The sequence below is a fragment of the Streptomyces sp. NPDC046805 genome (genome assembly GCF_040645355.1).
Classification (GTDB): Bacteria; Actinomycetota; Actinomycetes; order Streptomycetales; family Streptomycetaceae; genus Streptomyces.
Map to the genome: position 1 here is coordinate 155,434 of NZ_JBEYYC010000008.1, position 19,908 is coordinate 175,341.

The window sequence follows — 19,908 nt, forward strand, 5'->3', positions numbered from 1 at the left end:
CGTCACGGCTCACGTCATGGCCTGCGGGGGTGGCCCGAATTCAGCGGGTCCTCCGTGACGTTGTACGTCGGCGTGCTCGGCGGAGTCGTCGGCTGCGGCCTCCCCCACGTCGGGCTCTGCGACGGCGGCGGCGTGCTCGTGCTCGGGCTCTCCGACGGGCTCTGCGACGGCGGCTCGGACGTCGGCGGCTCGCTGCTCTGCGTCTCGGACGGCGTCTCGGACGGCGTCTGGGTCACGGTCGGCGTCTCGGTCGGCTGGACGGCCGCGCCCTGCGTGGTGTTCAGGTCGAACGGAGCCCCGCTGGTGACGCCGAAGGTGTACGCCGCCCAGATCTGCGCCGGGTAACCGCCGCCGTTGATCCGGCCGCTGCCCGGGATCAGACCGGTCGCGCCCCGCAGCGAGCTGTGGTGGTGGGTCCCGGGGTCCTCGCCGAACATGCCGACCGAGGTGACCAGGTCGGGCGTGTAGCCGGTGAACCAGGCGGAGCGGTCCTCGTCGGAGGTACCGGTCTTGCCTGCGACCTGCTGGCCGTCGCGCAGCGGGTTGTCCCGTACCGACGTCCTGGCCGTACCGTCGTTGACCACCCCGGTCAGCACCGACGTCACCGTGTCCGCGTCCGTACGGCTGATCACCTGGCCGCCGACCGGGTCGGGCATGTCGATCGAACGGTCCCGCTTCTCCGCCGACTTGATGATCGACGGCGTGACCTTCTTGCCGTGGTTGTCCAGGGTGGCGTACACCCCGGCCATCTCCAGCGGGCTCGCGCCCATGGTGCCGAGGGTCTGCGCGGGCACCGGGGCCACGCCCTTGGTGTCCATGCCGAGGTGGCCCGCGACGTTCAGCACGTTCTTCATGCCGACGTCCACGCCCATCTGCGCGAAGACGGAGTTGACGGACTTGTTCATCGCCGTCTGGACGGAGATGCGGCCGTAGTCGTGGTCGTCCTCGTTGGGCGGTGCGAAGCCGATGGGGCTGCCCTGGACCGGGCGGCGGCTCTTCCCGTCGTAGACCGTGTTCGCGTTGATCGGCTGGCCGCCCTGGGTCGTGGCGTTGTTCTCCAGCGCGGAGGCGAGGATCAGCGGCTTGAACGTCGACGCGGGCTGGTAGTCCGGGCGGGTCGCGTTGCTGTAGTAGTGCTTGTAGTAGTCCTGGCCGCCGTACAGAGCGACGATCCGGCCGTCGCGCGGGTCGACGGAGATGGCGCCGGCCTGGACGTGCGCGTCGACCGCGCGCCGCTTCGGGTCGAGCTTGGAGGTCAGCTGCGCCTTGACGGCCTTCTCCAGCTGCGCCTGCTTCTTCCGGTCGACGTTCAGGGTGATGGTCCAGCCCTGGTCGACGACCGCGGTCTCCGCCTGGGACTGCGTGAGACCTTCCTGCCGCATCAGCTGGTGTTCGAGCTGCTGGTTGGCGAGCTGGACCAGGTAGCCCTTCTGCCCCTCGAGGCCTGGGGCGCCCTTGGGCGCCTTGGGCACCGGGAACTTCGCGGCGTCGCGCTTGGACTTGCTGAGCCAGCCCTCCTTGACCATGTTGTTCAGGACGTAGTTCCAGCGGGCCTTGGCCATCTGCTTGCCGGTGTCGGACGCGACCGCCCAGTCGTACTGGCTCGGTGCCTGGAGCAGCGCGGCCAGGTACGCGCCCTGCTCGACCGTGAGGTCCTGCGCGTCGACGTGGTAGTAGGCCTGGGCGGCGGCCTGGATGCCGTAGGCGCCGCGACCGTAGTAGCTGGTGTTGATGTAGCCCGCGAGGATGTCGTCCTTGGACTGCTGGCGGTCCACCTTCAGCGCTATGACCAGTTCCTTCAGCTTGCGCGTGACGGTCTGGTCCTGGTTCAGGTAGTAGTTCTTGACGTACTGCTGGGTGATCGTCGAGCCACCCTGCCTGCCGCGGCCGGCCAGCGTGTTGACCATGGCGCGGGCGGTGCCCTTGAAGTCGACGCCCGCGTCCTTGTAGAAGGACTTGTTCTCGGCCGCCACGAAGGTCAGCTGGACCTTCTTCGGCACCTTGGACAGGTCGACGATCTCGCGGTTCACATCGCCCTTGCGGGCCAGGACCGTGCCGTCGCTGAACTTGTAGACGTTGCTCTGGCGCTGCGCGGCCGCGTTTCCCTTGGGAACGTCCACCACCAGGTACAGCACGATGAACGTGCCCATGCCGAGCAGGCACAGGCCGAGGAACGTGCCGAGGATCTTCTTCCAGGTGAACAGCCGGCGTATGCCGCCGGGGCCGGCCTGCGAGCGGCGCCCCGGCGCCGCGCGGCGGCCACCGCGCTGATGCGCTCGCCTCTCTTCCGCTCGTCCCATGGGTCCGTCTACTCCGCTTCGTCCTCGGTTGTCACACAGTGCGTGGCTCGGGCCAGCTCCGAAAGCTAACACCGCCGTATCCGGCAAAGGGGTCTCGATCCGCCCTTTTGCGGACGTGACAATCAGCACCCGGCCCTACGGGAACCGGCCGCGGCCGTCCCAACGAAACCGACGAACGACGCACTCGGAGGGTTGCCCGGAAGGGGAAAAGATGTCCGGATCATGCTGTCCGAATCCGGCTATACACAAGGCGTATACACCCTGTGTAGAGTGCTTGGCATGTCCATTGGCCACACCCTTCTGGGACTCCTGGAGTCCGGCCCCCGGCACGGTTACGACCTGAAGCGGGCCTTCGACGAGAAGTTCGGTCACGACCGGCCGCTGCACTACGGCCAGGTCTACGCGACGATGTCCCGGCTGCTGAAGAACGGCCTCGTCGAGGTCGAAGGGATCGAGTCCGGCGGCGGCCCCGAGCGCAAGCGGTACGCCATCACGGACGCCGGGATCACCGACGTGGCCCGCTGGCTGGCGACGCCGGAGAAGCCGGAGCCGTACCTCCAGTCGACCCTCTACACCAAGGTCGTCCTGGCGCTGCTGACGCACCGCGACGCCGCCGACGTCCTCGACCACCAGCGCGCCGAGCACCTGCGCAGCATGCGCATCCTCACCGACCGCAAGCGCAGGGGCGACCTCGCGGACCAGCTGATCTGCGACCACGCCCTGTTCCACCTGGAGGCGGACCTGCGCTGGCTGGAGCTGACCGCCGCGCGCCTCGGGAAGCTGCGCGAGGCGGTGGCCTCGTGACCGCCCCCACCGGTTCGCTGCTCGCCGCCGAGCGGCTGCGCAAGGTGTACGGACAGACCGTCGCGCTCGACGGCGCCGACTTCTCCGTCCACCCCGGCGAGGTCGTCGCCGTGCTGGGCCCCTCGGGGTCCGGCAAGTCGACCCTGCTCCACTGTCTCGCCGGGATCGTGCCGCCCGACTCCGGCTCGATCACCTACGACGGGCAGGAGCTCACGACGATGACCGACGCCCGGCGCAGCGCGCTCCGCCGGACCGAGTTCGGGTTCGTGTTCCAGTTCGGGCAGCTCGTGCCGGAGCTGACCTGTGTGGAGAACGTCGCCCTGCCGCTGCGGCTGAACGGCACCTCCCGCAAGGAGGCCGAGCGGGCCGCGCTCGGCTGGCTGGAGCGGCTCGAGGTCGACGGCCTCAGGGGCAAGCGGCCCGGTGAGGTGTCCGGCGGTCAGGGACAGCGGGTCGCCGTGGCGCGGGCGCTGGTCACGAGGCCGCGGGTGCTGTTCGCCGACGAGCCGACCGGCGCGCTGGACTCCTACAACGGCGAGCGTGTGATGGAGCTGCTCACGGACGCGGCCCGCTCCACCGACGCCGCCGTCGTGCTCGTCACGCACGAGGCACGGGTGGCCGCCTACTCCGACCGGGAGATCGTCGTACGGGACGGCAGGTCCCGGGACATGGAGCGCGCCGTATGAGGGTGTACGGCGATCTGGCCATGGGTGTCAGGTTCGCCTTCGGCGGGCGCGAGGGGTGGTTACGGACGCTGCTGACGGCCGTCGGCGTGGGCCTCGGCGTGGCACTGCTGCTGCTGACGGCGTCGATACCGACGGCACTGGCGGCGCGGCACGACCGGGAAGCGGCCCGCATGGACGATCCCGTGGGCACGCAGGAGCTGCGCAGGGCCGACGACACGCTCGTCGTCGCCCGCGTCGACACGACGTACCGGGGCACGGACGTGCGCGGACGGCTGGTCGAGCCGGAGGGCGCGCGGGCACCGCTGCCGCCGGGGCTGACGGCGTACCCGGCGCGGGGCGACATGGTCGTCTCCCCCGCGCTCAAGGAGCTGCTCGCCTCCGACGGCGGCAGGCTGCTGCGGGAGCGCATCCCGTACCGGATCGCCGGGACCATCCGGGAGAGCGGGCTGGTCGGTTCGCACGAACTGGCCTACTACGCGGGCGCCGAGGGACTCGCCGCGCGGCTCGACGGATGGCGGGTGACCCGCATCGACGCGTTCGGCGACCGCCATCCGGTGGCCGAGCAGACGGACCCGGTGCTGGCCTTGCTGGTCCTCGTCGTGGTCGTCGTGCTGCTCATGCCGGTGGCCGTGTTCGTCGCCGCGGCCGTACGGCTCGGGGGCGAACGGCGCGACCGCCGGCTGGCGGCCCTGCGGCTGGTCGGCTCCGACAGCCGGATGACCCGGCGGATCGCCGCGGGCGAGGCGCTCGCCGGGGCACTGTTCGGCCTGGTCGTCGGCACCGGCTTCTTCCTGGTCGCCCGCCGGCTCGCGGGCTTTGTCGAGTTCTTCGGCGTCAGTGTCTTCCCCGGCTGTCTGAACCCGTCCCCCGCCCCGGCCGCGCTCATCGCCCTCGCGGTGCCGACGGCCGCCGTCCTGGTCACCCTGTTCGCCCTGCGCGGGGTGGTCATCGAGCCGCTGGGCGTGGTCCGCACGGCGCGGCCCGTCCGACGGCGGCTGTGGTGGCGGCTGCTGCTTCCGCTGGCCGGGCTGGCGCTGCTCGCCCCGATGCTCGGGCAGGGCCGGGGCGGCGGGAGCTTCAACGAGTTCCTGGTCTCCGGCGGTGTCGTCCTCCTCCTCGTCGGCGTCACCGCGCTGCTGCCCTGGGTCGTGGAGGCGGTCGTCGCCCGGCTCGGCTCCGGCCCCCTCGCCTGGCAACTGGCCCTGCGGAGGCTGCAGTTGAGCAGCGGGACCGCGGCTCGCACGGTCAACGGCATCGCGGTCGCGGTCGCCGGTGCGATCGCGCTGCAGATGGTGTTCGCCGGGGTCCAGGGGGACTACACCGAGAACTCGTCCTACGAGCCCGGCCGGGCGCAGATGCAGGTGGACCTGCCGCACGGGATCCGACCGGCCGCGGCCGCACGGAGGTTGGCCGCCACCGAGGGGGTACGCAGGGCCACGGCCCTGTCGTACGGCTCCTTCGGCGACCGGCCGTGGAGCCGGCAGCCGAGGCGCACCGCCGAACTGACCGTCGGCGACTGCGCGGCCCTGCGCGAGGCGGCGAGGCTGCCCTCGTGCCGGGACGGCGACGTGTTCGTGGTGACGGGTGCCGACCACGGCTCCGGCGGCGCGCAGTCGGCCAGGCCCGGCACGAGGCTGTATCTCAGCGCGTCCCGTCCGAGCGGGCGTTCGCGCTCCGGCCACCGGTCCGAGGTCGTCTGGACCGTGCCGGCGGACGTGCGGCACGCACTACCGGCGAGGGATCCGGCGGGTTCGCTCCGCGGCGGCTTCCTGATGACGCCGGGGGCGCTGCCCGCACGGGCCGCGCCCGCGCTCGCCGGCACGGTCTTCCTGTCGCTCGACGAGTCCACGGCGGACGTGCACGAGCGCGTGCGCACCACGGCCGCGGCGATCGATCCGCTGACGAACCCGACCGACTGGACGGCCGTGGAGAGGTCCCGGCAGTTCACCTCGCTCCGCACCGGCCTGTTCGTGGGCGCCGCGTGTGTGCTGGCACTGGTCGGCGCGAGCCTGCTGGTCTCGCAGGTGGAGCAGTTGCGCGAGCGCCGGAAACTGCTGTCGTCCCTGGTCGCCCTCGGCACCCGGCGCCGCACGCTGGGCCTGTCGGTGCTGTGGCAGACGGCGGTCCCGGTCGCCCTCGGCGTGCTGCTGGCCTCGGCGGTGGGGCTGACGCTGGGCGCGGTGCTGCTGAGCATGATCAACACACCGGTGGCCGTGGACTGGGCGAGCGTGCTGTCGATGGCGGGCATCGGCGCCGCCGTCGTTCTCGCCGTGACCCTGCTCAGCCTGCCTCCGCTGCTGCGGCTGGCGCGCCCGGAGGGGCTGCGGACGGAGTAGGGCAGGGCCCGGCCCTGCCGCGGAGAGGGACCCTCGGCCGCAGAGGGCCCCTCTCAGGCGTCCTCGTCGAGGACCCGTACGGGAAGCGGCCGCAGCGCCTCGCGCAGGGCGGCTGCCAACTCCCGGTACTCGCCTCCGCGGGCCGCGCCGGCGCGCATGACCAGGGCGATACGGCGCCCCGGGGCGGGGTCGGTGAAGGAGCCGGTGCGGAGCTGGTCGCCCCGGGTGGTCTCGACCCGGAGGGCGGTGCGCGGGAGCAGGGTGCAGCCGAGTCCTCCGGCGACGAGCTGGACCAGCGTCGACAGCCCCGCGGCCGTGGTCGTCACCGGCGCGTCCGCCCGGCCGACCTCCCGGCAGATGTCGAGGGCCTGGTCGCGCAGGCAGTGGCCCTCGTCGAGGAGCAGCAGGTCGACGTCCTTGAGGGCCTCGCGCGGGATGCCCTCGCGGTCGCCGAGCCGGTGGCCGGTCGGGGTGGCGAGCACGAAGTCCTCGTCGAACAACGGGAGTTCGACGAGGCCGGGCACACCCAGAGGCACGGCGAGCAGCAGCAGGTCGAGACGGCCGGAGGTCAGGCCGTCCAGCAGGCTGGCGGTCTGCTCCTCGTGCACCTGGAGGTCGAGGTGCGGATACCGGTCGTGCACCAGCCGCAGCACGGTGGGCAGCAGATAGGGCGCGACGGTCGGGATGACACCGAGCCGCAGCACACCGGTGAACGGCGCCCGCACCGCCTCGGCCTCCTCCAGCAGCGCCCCGACCTCGTCCAGAACGGCCTTCGCCCGTACGGCGAGACGCTCACCCGCGGGCGAGAGCAGCACCTTGCGGGTCGTACGCTCCAGGAGCGTCACGCCCAGGACCTCCTCCAGCGCCGACACCGCGCCGGACAGGGCCGGTTGGCTCATGCCGATGGCGGTCGCGGCGTCCCGGAAGTGCAGATGTTCGGCGACGGCGACGAAGGCCCGCAGCTGTGCGAGACTCGGCTGCCTTCGCGTGCCGCTACTACTGGTCACTGATAACCACCTCCGATCAATGCGACCTAGTGTAGCTATTTCACTAATCAATGCACCCTGTGCCACCATCAGGATCGTCCAACCCATGAGAAGCACTCGTGCCAATCCGGGTGTTTCTTCGCTGCAAGGAGAGCGCGTGCTCACTGTCGGTGACAAGTTCCCCGAGTTCGAACTGACCGCCTGCGTCTCGCTGGAGAAGGGCAAGGAGTTCGAGACGATCAACCACAAGACCTACGAGGGCCAGTGGAAGATCATCTTTGCGTGGCCCAAGGACTTCACCTTCGTGTGCCCGACCGAGATCGCGGCCTTCGGCAAGCTGAACGACGAGTTCGCCGACCGTGACGCCCAGGTCCTCGGCTTCTCCGGCGACTCCGAGTTCGTGCACCACGCCTGGCGCAAGGACCACGACGACCTGCGTGACCTGCCCTTCCCGATGATGGCCGACTCGAAGCACGAGCTCATGCGCGACCTCGGCATCGAGGGCGAGGACGGCTTCGCCAAGCGCGCCGTCTTCATCGTCGACCAGAACAACGAGATCCAGTTCTCCATGGTGACCGCCGGCTCCGTCGGCCGTAACCCCAAGGAGGTCCTGCGGGTCCTGGACGCTCTCCAGACGGACGAGCTCTGCCCGTGCAACTGGAGCAAGGGCGAGGACACCCTGGACCCGGTCGCGCTGCTGGCCGGTGAGTGACATGTCGCTCGACTCGCTCAAGGCACGCATCCCGGACTACGCCAAGGACCTGAAGCTCAACCTGGGCTCGGTCATCGGCAACTCCGACCTGCCCGCTCAGCAGCTGTGGGGCACGGTGCTGGCGACCGCCATCGCCTCGCGCTCCCCGATCGTGCTGCGCGAGCTGGAGCCGGAGGCGAAGGCGAACCTCACGCCGGAGGCGTACACGGCGGCCAAGTCCGCCGCGGCGATCATGGCGATGAACAACGTCTTCTACCGCACGCGCCACCTGCTGTCGGACCACGAGTACGGCACCCTGCGCGCGGGCCTGCGGATGAACGTCATCGGCAACCCCGGCGTCGACAAGGTCGACTTCGAGCTGTGGTCCTTCGCGGTCTCCGCCATCAACGGCTGCGGCATGTGCCTGGACTCGCACGAGCAGGTGCTGCGCAAGGCGGGCCTCGACCGTGACGTGATCCAGGAGGCGTTCAAGATCGCCTCGGTGGTCCAGGCGGTCGGTACGACGCTGGAGGCCGAAGCGGTGCTCTCCGAGTAACTCGGCCGCGCTGCCTCCGAGCCCCGCTCACCCTTGGTGGGCGGGGCTCTCGGCGTGTTCGGCGCCGCTCCTGGAGGCTGCGCCCTCTTCGGCCTGGACGGCCTCGTCCTCGAACTCGGGCAGGGGGGAGGCCCCCGGACGGGCCGGCTGCGGTGCGCTCTGCCGCAGTGAGTACTGGCGCAGATACCCCACCACCGTGTTCGTCACCGCAACCAGCGGCACCGCCACCACCGCGCCGCCGATGCCGGCCACCATGCCGCCGGCCGCGACCGAGAGCACCACCGCGAGCGGGTGCACGCGCACCGCCCGGCCGAGGATGAACGGCTGGAGCACGTGGCCCTCGATCTGCTGCACCAGCAGCACCACCGCGAGCGTCATCACCGCGGTGAAGACGCCCTGCGTCACCAGCGCGACGACCACCGCCAGCGCTCCCGAGGCGACCGCGCCCACCAGGGGGATGAAGGAGAACAGGAAGATGAAGACGGCGAGCGGGACGGCCATGGGAACGTCGAGGAAGTAGATCCCGAGGCCGATGAAGATGGCGTCGATCAGTGCCACCACCACCGTGCCCCGCACATACGCCGTCAGCGTCTGCCAGGCCCGGGGACCGGCGCCCGCGACGCCCGGCCGGGCGGCCGCCGGCACCAGCTTGAGCATCCACTCCCAGATCCGCCGGCCGTCGTACAGCAGGAACAGCGTCGAGAAGATCGTCAGCAGGATGCCCGTCAGCGCCTCGACGACGACCTGAACTCCCTCCAGGCCCGCGGACGTTATCTGGTCCGTGTTCGCCCCGATCGCGTCGCGCAGGTTCTTGGCGATCGCGTTGGTCTGCTTGGGCGTGACGTGGAAGGGGCTGTTCAGCAGCCAGCGGCGCAGATCGTCGATGCCGTCCTGGACCTGGCTGGAGAGGTTGTCGATGTTCTCCATGACCTGCCAGGTGACGAACCACCCGATGAGGCCCATGACGACGAAGCCCAGGACCGCGGTCAGCGCGGTGGCGGGCCCCCGCGGCACCCCGTATCGCCTGAGCCGCGCCACCGTGGGCTGCATCAGCGCGGTGACGAGCAGCGCCGACACGAACGCCAGCACCACCAGCTGCACGGCACTGATGACCCGCATCAGCACATAGAGGGTTCCGGCGAGCACCAGCAGCCGCCAGCCGGCCTCCGCCGCGACCCGGACTCCCCACGGCACCGCCTGTGCGGGATCAGGACGGGGCGGCGCGGGGACGGACGCCGCGAGCGCGGGAGCGGGTGGCGGCTCGGGGAGCGGGGCTCGGCCGACGGGGGCGGGGGCGGGCTCGGCGTAGTCCTTCTCCACCTCGGCCCGGCGCTCGTCGAGGCGCTCACCCATCTCGGTCAGGCCGGCACCGATCCGGCCGAGCCACTCCGGCACTCGCGACATGATCCGCCCTTCGTCCCCGTCCGTCCCCACCACTCCTCCCTGGAAGTCGTCTCGACGACCGTACATGGCAACAGCCCCTTCCCGTAGGACGGGAGGGGGCTGTGCGGGGTTGAGAGCGGCAGTGCACTGCCGGTGGTCTCAGGGCCGCTCGTACATCAGTACCAGCTGTTCGCCTGCCAGAACGACCAGGCCTCACACGGGCTGCCGTACCGGCTGTCCATGTAGTTGAGGCCCCACTTGATCTGGGTGGCCGGGTTGGTCCGCCAGTCCGCGCCGACACTCGACATCTTGGAGCCGGGCAGAGCCTGGAAGAGGCCGTACGCACCGGAGGAGGCGTTCGTCGCCTGGTAGTTCCAGCTCGACTCGTGATTCACGATGTTGCTGAAGCACTGGAACTGGTCACCCCCCACGATCTGACGCGCCATCGCCTGGATCTCGCCGACCGAGTACGAGCTCTTCACGGAGAGGTTGAGGGAGAGGCGGGAGGAGTCGCGGCTGGCAGCGGCCTTTTCCTCGGCGCGCTTCTTGGCCTCCTTGGCAGCCTTCGCGGCTTCCTCGGCGGCGGCCTTCTTCGCGACCGCGGTCTCGGCGGCAGCCTTGCGGGCCGCCGCTTCGGCGTCCTTCTTGGCGTTCGCGTCCGCGGCGATGGCCTGGGCGTCGGCCTGCTGAGCGAGCGACGCGGTCTGTACCTGGGCCTGCTGACCCGTGGGGATGTCCGCGAGGAGCGTCGCGTTGCCTGCCGTCGCCTCGGCGGCATCGTTGTTCTGGGCGACGCTGCCCGAGGCAACACCGACGACGCTTCCGACAGCGGTGACCGCGGTGGCCGAGGCCACTGCGAATCCCCGGACCGAAATCCGGCTCACACGATTTCCTTCCAGCACCGCCCGCTTCGGTGACCCTGGCGGACGCAATCGTGCCCCTGGCGCTGGCCTCCCAACTGCGGGGTCACGGGGAGGCACTGACCCGGCGGGCAACTCCCGTGACGGGAGCGCCGCATGGTGCTCGGGCGGCATACGACGTCGCTATGAAGTTTGGTCCTGGTGCTTGTGTGGTGCCATACCGCTGGGGGTACAGGCGTGTCGTATGCGGGGCCTGACAGGAGTGAGACTCTGCCGTACCCCGCCATCGCAAGGCAATTCCATGGTGCGTGTGAAAGCTCACATCCTGTTTGACCCCGGAGATTTCAAGGAATCCGCACAAGTTACGGCGCCGCCCGGCTAGGCTCGGGGCCTTTGCCGGACGGCGCCAACCAGCGGGTAATCAACCCAAGTTGAGCACTTGGGTCACTCGGGTCAGATGTGTCCGTCCTCCAGCATTTCGGTCACAAGGGCCGCGATCTGGGACCTCTCGGACCGGTTCAGCGTGACGTGCGCGAAGAGCGGATGCCCCTTCAGCTTCTCCACGACGGCTACGACACCGTCGTACCGGCCGACCCGCAGATTGTCCCGTTGTGCCACATCGTGGGTCAGAACCACCCGTGAATTCGCGCCGATTCGCGACAGAACGGTCAGAAGGACGTTCCGTTCGAGTGACTGCGCCTCGTCCACGATGACGAACGCGTCATGGAGCGAGCGTCCGCGGATGTGGGTCAGCGGCAGCACCTCCAGCATCCCGCGCGCGGTGACCTCCTCGATGACCTCGCGGCTGGTGACCGCGGAGAGGGTGTCGAAGACCGCCTGCGCCCAGGGGCTCATCTTCTCGGCCTCGGAGCCGGGCAGATAGCCAAGTTCCTGCCCGCCGACCGCGTACAGCGGGCGGAAGACCATCACCTTCTCGTGCTGACGACGCTCCAGGACCGCCTCCAGGCCCGCGCACAGCGCCAGCGCCGACTTGCCGGTGCCGGCCCGGCCGCCCATCGAGACGATGCCGACGTCCGGGTCGAGGAGCAGATCGAGGGCGATGCGCTGCTCGGCGCTCCTGCCCTTGATGCCGAATGCCTCACGGTCGCCGCGCACCAGCCGGACATTGCCCTCGGCCGTCACCCGGCCCAGCGCCTTGCCCCGCTCCGACTGGATCGTCAGGCCGGTGTGGACAGGGAGCTCGGACACCTCCGGCACATACACATGGCCTTCCTCGAAGAGGATGTCCACCTGTTCGCCGGACAACGGGAGTTCGGACATCCCGGTCCAGCCGGAGGCGTCCGTGATGGCGAGTTCGGCGCGGTACTCCTCGGCGAGGAGGCCGACGGACGAGGCCTTGATCCGCAGCGGCAGGTCCTTCGACACGACCGTGACGTCGAACCCCTCGGCCTGCAGATTGCGGGCGACCGCGAGGATGCGGGAGTCGTTGTCCCCCAGGCGGTAGCCGGTGGGCAGCACGCTGGGGTCCGAGTGGTTGAGCTCGACACGGATCGTTCCACCCAGGTCCCCGATCGGGATCGGGGCGTCCAGACGGCCGTACCGGACCCGGTAGTCGTCGAGCAGACGCAGCGCCTGCCGCGCGAAGTAGCCGAGTTCGGGATGGTGCCGCTTGGCCTCCAGTTCCGTCACCACGACGATGGGGAGCACGACCTCGTGCTCCTCGAAGCGGGTCAGTGCACTGGGGTCGGCCAGCAGGACGCTGGTGTCGAGAACGTAGGTGCGCCGGTCTGACTTGTGGCGCTTTGCGCTGGTCACCACGGAAGGACGTACCCCCTCGGATGAGGTCGGGGAGCGACGAGAAAGAGCTGGACCGGTTGACGGCCCCGTGGCACGTGCACGGCGGGCCGAAAACCGGCCCTCCGCGGCTGCGTCCGTGCTGCGACGGCACGGTCGGGCTGGTGCAAAGGGCCTCCCGGGCGGACGGCACCGAGCCGCCCGCTGAGATCCGACACCCGTGGTTCGGGCGTCGACCTGTCTGCGTTATGCCCTCGAACACGCGACGCCATGCAAACGCACAGGACAGCGCGCTGGTGAACTCCTCGTTACTTCCGCCCCAAACGGGGTGGGCCGGGGGCGCTTTCCGAACGGACACCCACCGCAGGCGATGTGGCGCCGGGTGGGCCGCCCGGGTGACGCGCCCGCCCGTCAGCCGCCGTAGCGCCGGTGCCGCGCGGCGTAGTCGCGCAGGGCACGCAGGAAGTCGACCTTGCGGAAGGCCGGCCAGAAGACCTCGCAGAAGTAGTACTCGGAGTGCGCGGTCTGCCACAGCATGAATCCGGACAGCCGCTGCTCTCCGCTGGTCCGGATCACCAGGTCGGGGTCGGGCTGCGCGCCGGTGTAGAGGTGGCGGCCGATCATGTCGACGTCGACGGACTCGGCGAGGTCGTCCATGGAGACGCCCTTGTCCTGGGCATCCTGGAGCATCGAGCGCACGGCGTCGGCGATCTCCTGGCGGCCGCCGTAGCCGATGGCGACGTTGACCAGTATCCCGTCGCCCTGGGCGGTGGACTCCTCGGCGTCCTTCAGCGTCCGCTGCATCTCCGCGGGGAGCAGGTCCGGGGTGCCGACGTGGTGCACCCGCCAGCGGCCGTCGGCGGCGAGGGAGCGTACGACGTCCTCGATGATGCCGAGGAGTGGGACGAGCTCCTCCTTGGGCCGGTCGAAGTTGTCCGTCGACAGCAGCCACAGGGTGACGACCTCGACGTCCGTCTCGCTGCACCAGCCGAGGAACTCGCCGATCTTGTCGGCACCGACCCGGTGGCCGTGCACGGTGCTGGACCCGGCGGCCTTCGCCCAGCGGCGATTGCCGTCCATGATGACGCCGATGTGCTTGGGCACCTGAGCGTGGTCCAGGTGACCTTCCACCCGGCGTGCGTACAGCCTGACCAGAAGGCCGCGCAGCTTGTCGCGCAGGATCACGTGATTGTCAGCCCCTCCGTACGGATCGGACAGGCGCACCCGGCTCGACCGCGGGCGGTCCCTGTCCGTATGGCGGTTCCCCGGGGTCGAAGCCTACCCCCGACGCATCGGCGCGCCCGCACATGGTGCCGGGCGGCGATCCGGCGGCAGCACGGAAGGCCACAAGAAAAACGGGCCGGTCCGTGGGGGGGAGACGGACCGGCCCGAGGGGGGGTTTCCACCATAACCCTTCGTAAGTGATGCTGCGTGCATCGGCGTGCCACAACTACTCTCCGAAGTCGCCCGGCGACGCCCCGACGGATACGGAAGCCCTCCTTCACCGGCCCCCGCGCGGCGGAATCCGCGACGAAACCGCAGGCCATCGAGGTGCATGCGGAGATTCAGAGCAAGATCGGGGGACCTGGGGAGAGCTCGAAAGAAATATGGCTCTCATGCGAGCCGCGGTCGGCGCGTCGCCGTCGTGTCCCCCCGACAGGCGACCTCCGTCGCAACGGGCGCTTGACGGGCGCACCGGCGCACTTCCGGTACCGCGCAGCCCCCCTCCACTGCGCCGTACCGCCTTGCGCGGCTTTGCTCACACGAATTACTTGGTCTGAACCTATGGGAAGGGGCCGGACAGGCGTGAGCCGACGACGAGAACGATCGATAGCGATGTGGAAACCCCGTGCTGCGTACGATTCACGGCACGAGGGGCCGTACCTCCTCGGCCGTGAACCGTACGAAGCCCTCCGGATCCGGCTCGTCCCCGGTCGGCTGCAGGATCACCGCATCGGCCCCGGCGTCCGCGAGTCCCCGCACGGCCTCGGCCACGGCCGCCGCGTCCCCGGCGACACCGAGACCCGGCACGTCGCCGAGCCCCTCGGCCGCCAGCTCGGCGCGCAACCGGGCGTCGGCGTCGGGACCGGTGGCGGCGAGGAGATAGACGACGACCTTGTGCGGCCCGCCGCGCCCGGCCGCCTCCCGCCCCTCGTCGACGAGCCGCCGCGCCCGTCGCACGCCGTCCGGCGAGGTGGACGCGGTGAGGATCGTGCCGTCGGCGGCTTCGCCGGAGAGCCGCAGCGTACGCGGCCCGGTGGCGCCGGTGAGCACCTCGACGGGGCCTTGCGGCGGCCAGTCGAGGGCGACGTCGTCGAGCTGGACGTACCGCCCGTCGATGCTGAGCCGCTCGCCCCGCAGCAGGGCGCGCAGGGCGTCCAGATGCTCCCGGAGCAGGGTCAGCGGCGACACGACCCGGGCACCGACCTGCCCCATCCACTCCTGCACCCCGTGCCCGACGGCGATCATGGGCCGTCCGGGGAACATCCGGTGCAGCGTGGCGGCCTCCATCGCGCTGATGGCGACGTTCCGCAACGGCACGGGCAGCAGCCCGACCCCGATCCGTACCCGCTCGGTCCAGGCGAGCGCGGCGGCGGCGGTGGACAGCCCGCCCTCCCGGAAGCAGTCCTCCCAGAGCCAGAGCTCCTCGAGCCCCGCGTCGTCCGCGATCCGGGCCACGGCCCGCAGGCGCTCAGGGGGGAGCTGGGGACGGAACACGGCGCCGAGTACGGTCATGGAGTCTTCCTAGTGGCTGCGGACCGACCCCACAACTGCTTTGTGCGGCACGGCGGTTCGGCGTGACAGCCCAGGGGCAGGCGCAGCACGGGACAGCGGAGGGGATCTCGGCATGGGGTACTGGAAGGACGGGCCGGGGAGGCTGGTCGTGCACGGGAGCGATCCTTCGGACGCCGGCGGCCCGACCGTTCCCCTGGAGATAGCGGCCTCGTACCGCACGCGTACGAAAGGGCTGTTGGGGCGGGACTCTGTGGCCGGGGCGATGCTGCTGACGCCCGCGAACAGCGTGCACACCTTCGGGATGGGGATGCCCATCGACGTCGCCTACCTCGACCGCCTGCTGAGGGTCATCGCCGTACGCACCATGAAACCCGGCCGCCTGGGCCTGCCCCGGCTCCGCGCCCGGCATGTGCTGGAGGCGGAGGCGGGGGCCATGGCGGAGTGGGGGATTCGGGCGGGGGTGCGGGTGACGGTCGAGGACGTCAGCTCTCCGGGCGCGGGAAGGTGACCTCCACCCGTCGGTTCTTCTTGCGGCCCGCCTCCGTGGAGTTGTCCGCGATCGGGTACTGCTCGCCGTAGCCGCGCACCTCGAAGGTGATGTCCGGGTCGTTCAGGTCCTGGTCCAGCACCTCCTGTACGGCGTTGGCGCGCCGCTTGGACAGGACGTCGCCGTGGGCGGAGGAGCCCAGGTCGTCGGTGAAGCCGAACACCCGGATCTGCGTAGCGTTCTGCTTCTTGATCTCCTCGGCGATCGCGGAGATACGGGCCTTCGCCTCACCACCGAGCTTCGCGCTGTCCTTGCCGAACAGGACCTCGGCCTGGAGCGCGAACGTCACGTCCGCGTTGGTGTCCTCGCGACGCTCGTCGCCGCTCTGGTCCTCGACGACCGACTTGATGTCCAGGACCTTGGGGCTCGCGAGGGTGGCGCCCTCGGGCAGCTTCAGGTCCGGGTCGTTGGGGTCGACCCGGACGGGGGCGGCGGGGCCGGCCTCGGTGCCCGGGGGAACGCTGGGGCCGCTGTCGTCGGCGCGGGCGGCTCCGGCACCGTAGAGGCTCGTGGCGAGGAGGACGGTGGCGGTGGCGGTGGTGACGGCGAGGGGGAGGCGGGATGTGGTGGTCACGGCGGCCTCACCCGGAGATCGTGACGGGGGCGGACGCAAACGTCGGCAGCTGGAAGGTGACGTCGGTCGTACTCGTCGGCGGCGCCGGGAACTGCATGAACACGGCCAGGCTGTCGCCCGCCTTGATCGTGGAGAATCCCGTGGTGGTCAGCGGACGGCCGTCCGTGTCGCGCAGCACGTAATAGCGCTTCTTGCCCTTGGAGTCGACGAGGGTGGCGCCGCCGAGTGAATGTCCGTTGCGGATGATCTCCGTCTCGTTGCCGCTCAACGCCGAGGGAATCGCGACGCTCTTGGCGCCGTCGTTCTTCAGCATTCCGTTCACCGTGACGAAACCGCCGGAATCCCGCTGGGCCGAGGTGATCCGGAGGATCAGTCCGTCCGATCCCTTCAACTCGGCCAGGGGCGTGTCCGACTGCCCCTCCTGGGCGCTCGGATCGGCTCCACCGTTCTTGTCGGCCGAGGCCGAGGTCTTCGGCTTCTCGTCACCCCCGCCACTCCCACCGCAGCCGGCCGCACCGACGGCCAGGCCGGCCGCAACGGTCAGTGCGACCATCCCTCTGCGGGCCCCCGCAGTGAACCGCATGCTCATCGCCCCGCTTCCTTCTCCACTCGTCGTGTGCTTGTCAGTCGGCGGCCAGGTGGACGTCGAAGAGATCCTCAGGACCCGGGAGGTCCGTGAGGTCGTGCGGATCCAGGTCCCAGTCCCGGTCCTTGCAAGTGAGCCGCGGCAACGCGTGGCCGCCCGCCTTACCGCCCGGAACCTTTCCGCTTGGAAGCTCGAACGTGCACAGCGGCTCGATGACCGCGGTGGCATGCGCCTTGGCGTACGTCCGTTCCGTGCCGGGCACGATCGAGTCCCCCACCGGCTTGTCGGTCCGGACGTCCACCCGGTAGCCCAGCGGGCCCTTCGGCGTGCACGCCTCCACATGGGCGCCGTTGCGGCCGGCCAGCTGATCGGCACGCCCGCAGGAGGGGTCGACGGGCACGTCCGCGTCGAAGATGTCCTGCCACTTGGCCGGGTCGAGTACGTCCTTCACCCACTGGCCCGTCAACTGGTCCCGGGTGTCCTGAGCCGCCGCGAGCGCCGCCGCGTCCGCGGCTGTCTGGGCGCCGTTGCGCGTCGCCGCGGCCTGGCCGACCGCGAGATAGACCAACGCGAGAAAGAGCAGGCCCGCCACCACCGTGAGGTAAATGGGAAAGGCCTGCCCTGCGTCGTCGTAGTAGGTGAGAGGGCGCCTCAGCCGCCGGTCACCTCGGCGATCTTCTGCGTGATCGCGTCGAAGATCGTCTGCCCGATGTCCGTACCGGTGATCGCCAGCACGATCGCCACGACCACCGCGATGATGCCCAGGTACTCCACCGCCGTCTGCCCCCTGTCGTCGCGGGCGAGACGGGCGACGCGGGACCGCAGGTACGCGACGGTCGTGTTGGTCCAGTTGCTCATGGAGCTCCCCTCCCCGTGCCGCGCTCCCGGCTTCCTCCCCGCCGCTGCAGCCGTCGGCACGGGCAACGTACGGCCGGGCACCCCACCCGCCGGAGGGCCCCAGGACCCAATCCCGGGCCCAGCCCGTCCCCCGTACGCGCATCTCAGGCCACCCCCAGCCACTTGGCGGCCGCCTGCGAGCGGCTGGTGCTGTGGAGCTTGGCGAAGATGCGGTTGATGTGGTTCTTGACCGTCTTCTCGCTGATGAAGCAGGCGGCGGCGATCTGCTGGTTGGTCATGCCGGACGCGATGAGGTCCATGATCTCCGCCTCCCTCGGGCTGAGTTGGAACCGCGACCTCCCCGACTGTCCCACGCCTGATTGCAGTTGCGAAAGGTTTTGTGAAGAAACAGTGGGTGCGGAACTGGCCATTTCCGGATTGCCGTGTGCAGTTGCGTCGCTTTTGAGTTGCGCCATCAGCGCTCCCGCCGCCGTCGGCGTGAAGTGCGGTCGGCCGTGGCGGATGTCCCGTACCGCCGTGAGGAGTTGGTCCACGGTGAACTCGCCGTGGACCAGATAGCCGGCGGCGCCCAGCCGTACGGCCTCCTGGACGGTCTCCGACTCGTGGCTGTAGGTCAGCATCATGACCGGGGCCAGGCGCACGAGGTGCGGGAGCGCGGCGATGCCGTCGACGCCGGGCATGCGGACGTCGAGGAGGATGACGTCGGGGCGGTGACGGCAGGCCGCGTCGTAGGCCTCGCGGCCGTCCGCCGCCTCCGCCACCACCGTGATGTCCTCACGGCCGGCGAGAAGGGCCGTGAGGCCCGCGCGGACCACGGGGTTGTCGTCGGCCACCAGGATGCGGAGGGGGGTGGCGACGGGGGTGGTCGGGGGAAAGGTGTCGAAGGGGTTCGCCGGGACCGGCATGGGGCCTCCTCTCATGTGTCCGGGGCCTGTTCGGCGTTCGGGGGTGTCAGGGCCGTCAGCGGCAGCTCCAGGAGCACCTCCGTGCCCTGGGGGCGGGCGCCCTGTCCGATATGGATGCGGGCGCCGACCGACGCGGCACGCTCGGTCATGCCGATCAGGCCGAAGTGGCCGGTACGGCGGAGTCGGTCGAGGGTGGTGCCGGGCGGCAGGCCCCGGCCGTCGTCGCGGACGCTGATGCGGAGCACACCGCCTTGGACGTCGGCCCGTACGTCCACGCGGGTGGCGTCCGCGTGACGGTGGGCGTTCTCCATGGCCTCCGAGGCGATGGCGAGGAGTTGGCGGGCCATGGCAGGGGGGATCGGTGGGAGGGGGTGCGTGGGTGTCGCGGGGCCGGTGGTCGGCAGGCCCGTCCGGTGTGTGAAGTCCTCAGCCTTCCTTGCCAGTTCCGCGAGCAGGCCCCTGTCCGGGGTGTCCTCGCGGCGCAGGTCCGTCAGCAGCTCGCGTGCCTCCACCGCCGCCCTGCGGGCCGAGCGGGACACCAGTTCCGCCTGCTGTCTGATCAGGGCCGGGTCCATGCGGGGGCCCGCTGCCGCCGAGGCCGCCAGGCCGTCCGCCGCGAGGGCCACGCCGTACAGCGTCTTGGTGACCGAGTCGTGCATCTCCCGGGCCAGGCGGGCCCGTTCCGCGCCCGCCGCCTCCGCGCCCGCCAGCCGGGCCTGGACCGCCGTCAGGGCCTGGGTCGCGGCGCCGTAGCGGAGCATCAGGTTGCGCAGGGTCGAGCCCATCGCGCCCGTGATGACGCAGAGTCCGGGCAGGAGCAGTGACTCGGCCGCGTCCGTGTGGGGGCCCTTCGTCAGCGTGGCGTGGACCAGGAGCAGGATCAGGGCCTGGAGCGAGGCGAAGCAGGCCGCGCCCCGCCAGCCGTAGACGAGGCCGGCGAGGAGGGGGGTGCAGACGCTGACGTAGGCGAGGGTCGTGTCCGGGCCGGCCGAGACGAGCAGGAGGGAGCCGAAGAGGGTGTCCGCCGCCAGGAGGGTGGGGTGGCGCAGGAGGAGGGGGCCGAAGCGCTCCCAGTCGCGGAACAGGACGTACGACACCATGAAGGTGACGACCACCGCCGCGCCCACCAGGCGGGCGCCCAGGCCGGGGGCCGCGTTGACGAGGGCGGCGGGGGCGGCCACGGCGATCATGGCCAGACGGAAGCCGAAGACCTGGCGGCACATCGCCTGCAGGGCGCGTATCTGGAGTCTTTCGGGGTCCGGTGGGGGTGGTCCCTGCGGGGCCCTTCCGCCGGGGGTGGCCGGCGGGTCGATCGTGATCACGGGGGGCTCCGTGGGGTGCCGGG

General features: G+C 70.6%; 19 protein-coding genes. 6 read left to right on the forward strand and 13 right to left on the reverse strand.

Features of this window, described 5'->3' with window-relative positions:
- Positions 1-14: 14 nt before the first annotated feature.
- Positions 15-2,300, reverse strand: coding sequence for a transglycosylase domain-containing protein (locus ABZ910_RS11560; RefSeq protein ID WP_361362084.1), 2,286 nt, complete (start codon positions 2,298-2,300; stop codon positions 15-17).
- A 279-nt stretch (positions 2,301-2,579) separates the two neighbouring features.
- Between ABZ910_RS11560 and ABZ910_RS11565 the strand changes: the two genes are divergently transcribed.
- Genes ABZ910_RS11565 through ABZ910_RS11575 form a run of 3 tightly spaced genes read left to right on the forward strand, consistent with a single transcriptional unit; the run spans position 2,580 to position 6,126 of the window.
- A complete protein-coding gene (locus ABZ910_RS11565) occupies positions 2,580-3,104 on the forward strand; it encodes a PadR family transcriptional regulator (protein ID WP_361362086.1) in 525 nt (174 codons plus the stop codon).
- A complete protein-coding gene (locus tag ABZ910_RS11570) occupies positions 3,101-3,790 on the forward strand; it encodes an ABC transporter ATP-binding protein (RefSeq protein ID WP_361362088.1) in 690 nt (229 codons plus the stop codon). Before ABZ910_RS11565 ends, ABZ910_RS11570 begins: the two co-directional genes overlap by 4 nt.
- Positions 3,787-6,126 carry an FtsX-like permease family protein gene (locus ABZ910_RS11575; RefSeq protein ID WP_361362090.1) on the forward strand — a complete coding sequence of 780 codons (2,340 nt, stop codon included), beginning with the start codon at positions 3,787-3,789 and terminating at the stop codon, positions 6,124-6,126. The genes ABZ910_RS11570 and ABZ910_RS11575 overlap by 4 nt, the downstream gene beginning before the upstream one ends.
- 53 nt (positions 6,127-6,179) lie before the next feature.
- On the opposite strand, the gene ABZ910_RS11580 is transcribed toward ABZ910_RS11575, so the two are convergent.
- Positions 6,180-7,133 (reverse strand): LysR substrate-binding domain-containing protein, encoded by a 954-nt coding sequence (locus tag ABZ910_RS11580; RefSeq protein WP_361362092.1) that lies wholly within the window; start codon positions 7,131-7,133, stop codon positions 6,180-6,182.
- Between the two features lie 136 nt (positions 7,134-7,269).
- Here ABZ910_RS11580 and ABZ910_RS11585 point away from each other — a divergent pair, with 136 nt between their 5' ends.
- A complete protein-coding gene (locus ABZ910_RS11585) occupies positions 7,270-7,824 on the forward strand; it encodes a peroxiredoxin (RefSeq protein ID WP_361362094.1) in 555 nt (184 codons plus the stop codon).
- 1 nt (position 7,825) lies between these two features.
- A complete protein-coding gene (locus ABZ910_RS11590; protein ID WP_361362096.1) occupies positions 7,826-8,359 on the forward strand; it encodes an alkyl hydroperoxide reductase in 534 nt (177 codons plus the stop codon).
- A 27-nt stretch (positions 8,360-8,386) separates the two neighbouring features.
- On the opposite strand, the gene ABZ910_RS11595 is transcribed toward ABZ910_RS11590, so the two are convergent.
- From ABZ910_RS11595 to ABZ910_RS11615, 5 genes are all read right to left on the reverse strand, one after another.
- Positions 8,387-9,763 carry an AI-2E family transporter gene (locus ABZ910_RS11595; protein ID WP_361362278.1) on the reverse strand — a complete coding sequence of 459 codons (1,377 nt, stop codon included), beginning with the start codon at positions 9,761-9,763 and terminating at the stop codon, positions 8,387-8,389.
- Positions 9,764-9,918: 155 nt separating this feature from the next.
- Positions 9,919-10,626, reverse strand: a complete 708-nt coding sequence (locus tag ABZ910_RS11600) for a lytic transglycosylase domain-containing protein (RefSeq protein WP_361362098.1) — start codon at positions 10,624-10,626, stop codon at positions 9,919-9,921.
- A gap of 429 nt (positions 10,627-11,055) precedes the next feature.
- Positions 11,056-12,381, reverse strand: coding sequence for a PhoH family protein (locus ABZ910_RS11605; protein ID WP_361362100.1), 1,326 nt, complete (start codon positions 12,379-12,381; stop codon positions 11,056-11,058).
- A 387-nt stretch (positions 12,382-12,768) separates the two neighbouring features.
- Positions 12,769-13,542 carry an isoprenyl transferase gene (locus ABZ910_RS11610; RefSeq protein WP_361362102.1) on the reverse strand — a complete coding sequence of 258 codons (774 nt, stop codon included), beginning with the start codon at positions 13,540-13,542 and terminating at the stop codon, positions 12,769-12,771.
- A 678-nt stretch (positions 13,543-14,220) separates the two neighbouring features.
- The gene (locus ABZ910_RS11615; protein ID WP_361362104.1) at positions 14,221-15,093 is read right to left on the reverse strand and encodes an LLM class flavin-dependent oxidoreductase; all 873 of its coding nucleotides are present in this window, start codon (positions 15,091-15,093) and stop codon (positions 14,221-14,223) included.
- Positions 15,094-15,205: 112 nt separating this feature from the next.
- Here ABZ910_RS11615 and ABZ910_RS11620 point away from each other — a divergent pair, with 112 nt between their 5' ends.
- Positions 15,206-15,601, forward strand: coding sequence for a DUF192 domain-containing protein (locus ABZ910_RS11620; RefSeq protein WP_361362106.1), 396 nt, complete (start codon positions 15,206-15,208; stop codon positions 15,599-15,601).
- Here ABZ910_RS11620 and ABZ910_RS11625 read toward each other — a convergent pair.
- From ABZ910_RS11625 to ABZ910_RS11650, 6 genes are all read right to left on the reverse strand, one after another.
- Positions 15,576-16,214 (reverse strand): OmpA family protein, encoded by a 639-nt coding sequence (locus tag ABZ910_RS11625; RefSeq protein WP_361362108.1) that lies wholly within the window; start codon positions 16,212-16,214, stop codon positions 15,576-15,578. The two genes, ABZ910_RS11620 and ABZ910_RS11625, sit on opposite strands and share 26 nt — an antisense overlap.
- A 7-nt stretch (positions 16,215-16,221) precedes the next feature.
- Positions 16,222-16,803, reverse strand: a complete 582-nt coding sequence (locus ABZ910_RS11630) for a hypothetical protein (protein WP_361362110.1) — start codon at positions 16,801-16,803, stop codon at positions 16,222-16,224.
- A gap of 34 nt (positions 16,804-16,837) precedes the next feature.
- Positions 16,838-17,455, reverse strand: a complete 618-nt coding sequence (locus tag ABZ910_RS11635) for a pilus assembly protein TadG-related protein (protein ID WP_361362281.1) — start codon at positions 17,453-17,455, stop codon at positions 16,838-16,840.
- Positions 17,452-17,658 carry a hypothetical protein gene (locus ABZ910_RS11640; protein WP_361362283.1) on the reverse strand — a complete coding sequence of 69 codons (207 nt, stop codon included), beginning with the start codon at positions 17,656-17,658 and terminating at the stop codon, positions 17,452-17,454. The genes ABZ910_RS11635 and ABZ910_RS11640 overlap by 4 nt, the downstream gene beginning before the upstream one ends.
- Before the next feature lie 143 nt (positions 17,659-17,801).
- Entirely contained in the window at positions 17,802-18,563 is a 762-nt protein-coding gene (locus tag ABZ910_RS11645) for a response regulator transcription factor (RefSeq protein ID WP_361362112.1), read from the reverse strand.
- Positions 18,564-18,574: 11 nt separating this feature from the next.
- Positions 18,575-19,876, reverse strand: coding sequence for a histidine kinase (locus ABZ910_RS11650; RefSeq protein ID WP_361362286.1), 1,302 nt, complete (start codon positions 19,874-19,876; stop codon positions 18,575-18,577).
- Between the last annotated feature and the right edge of the window lie 32 nt (positions 19,877-19,908).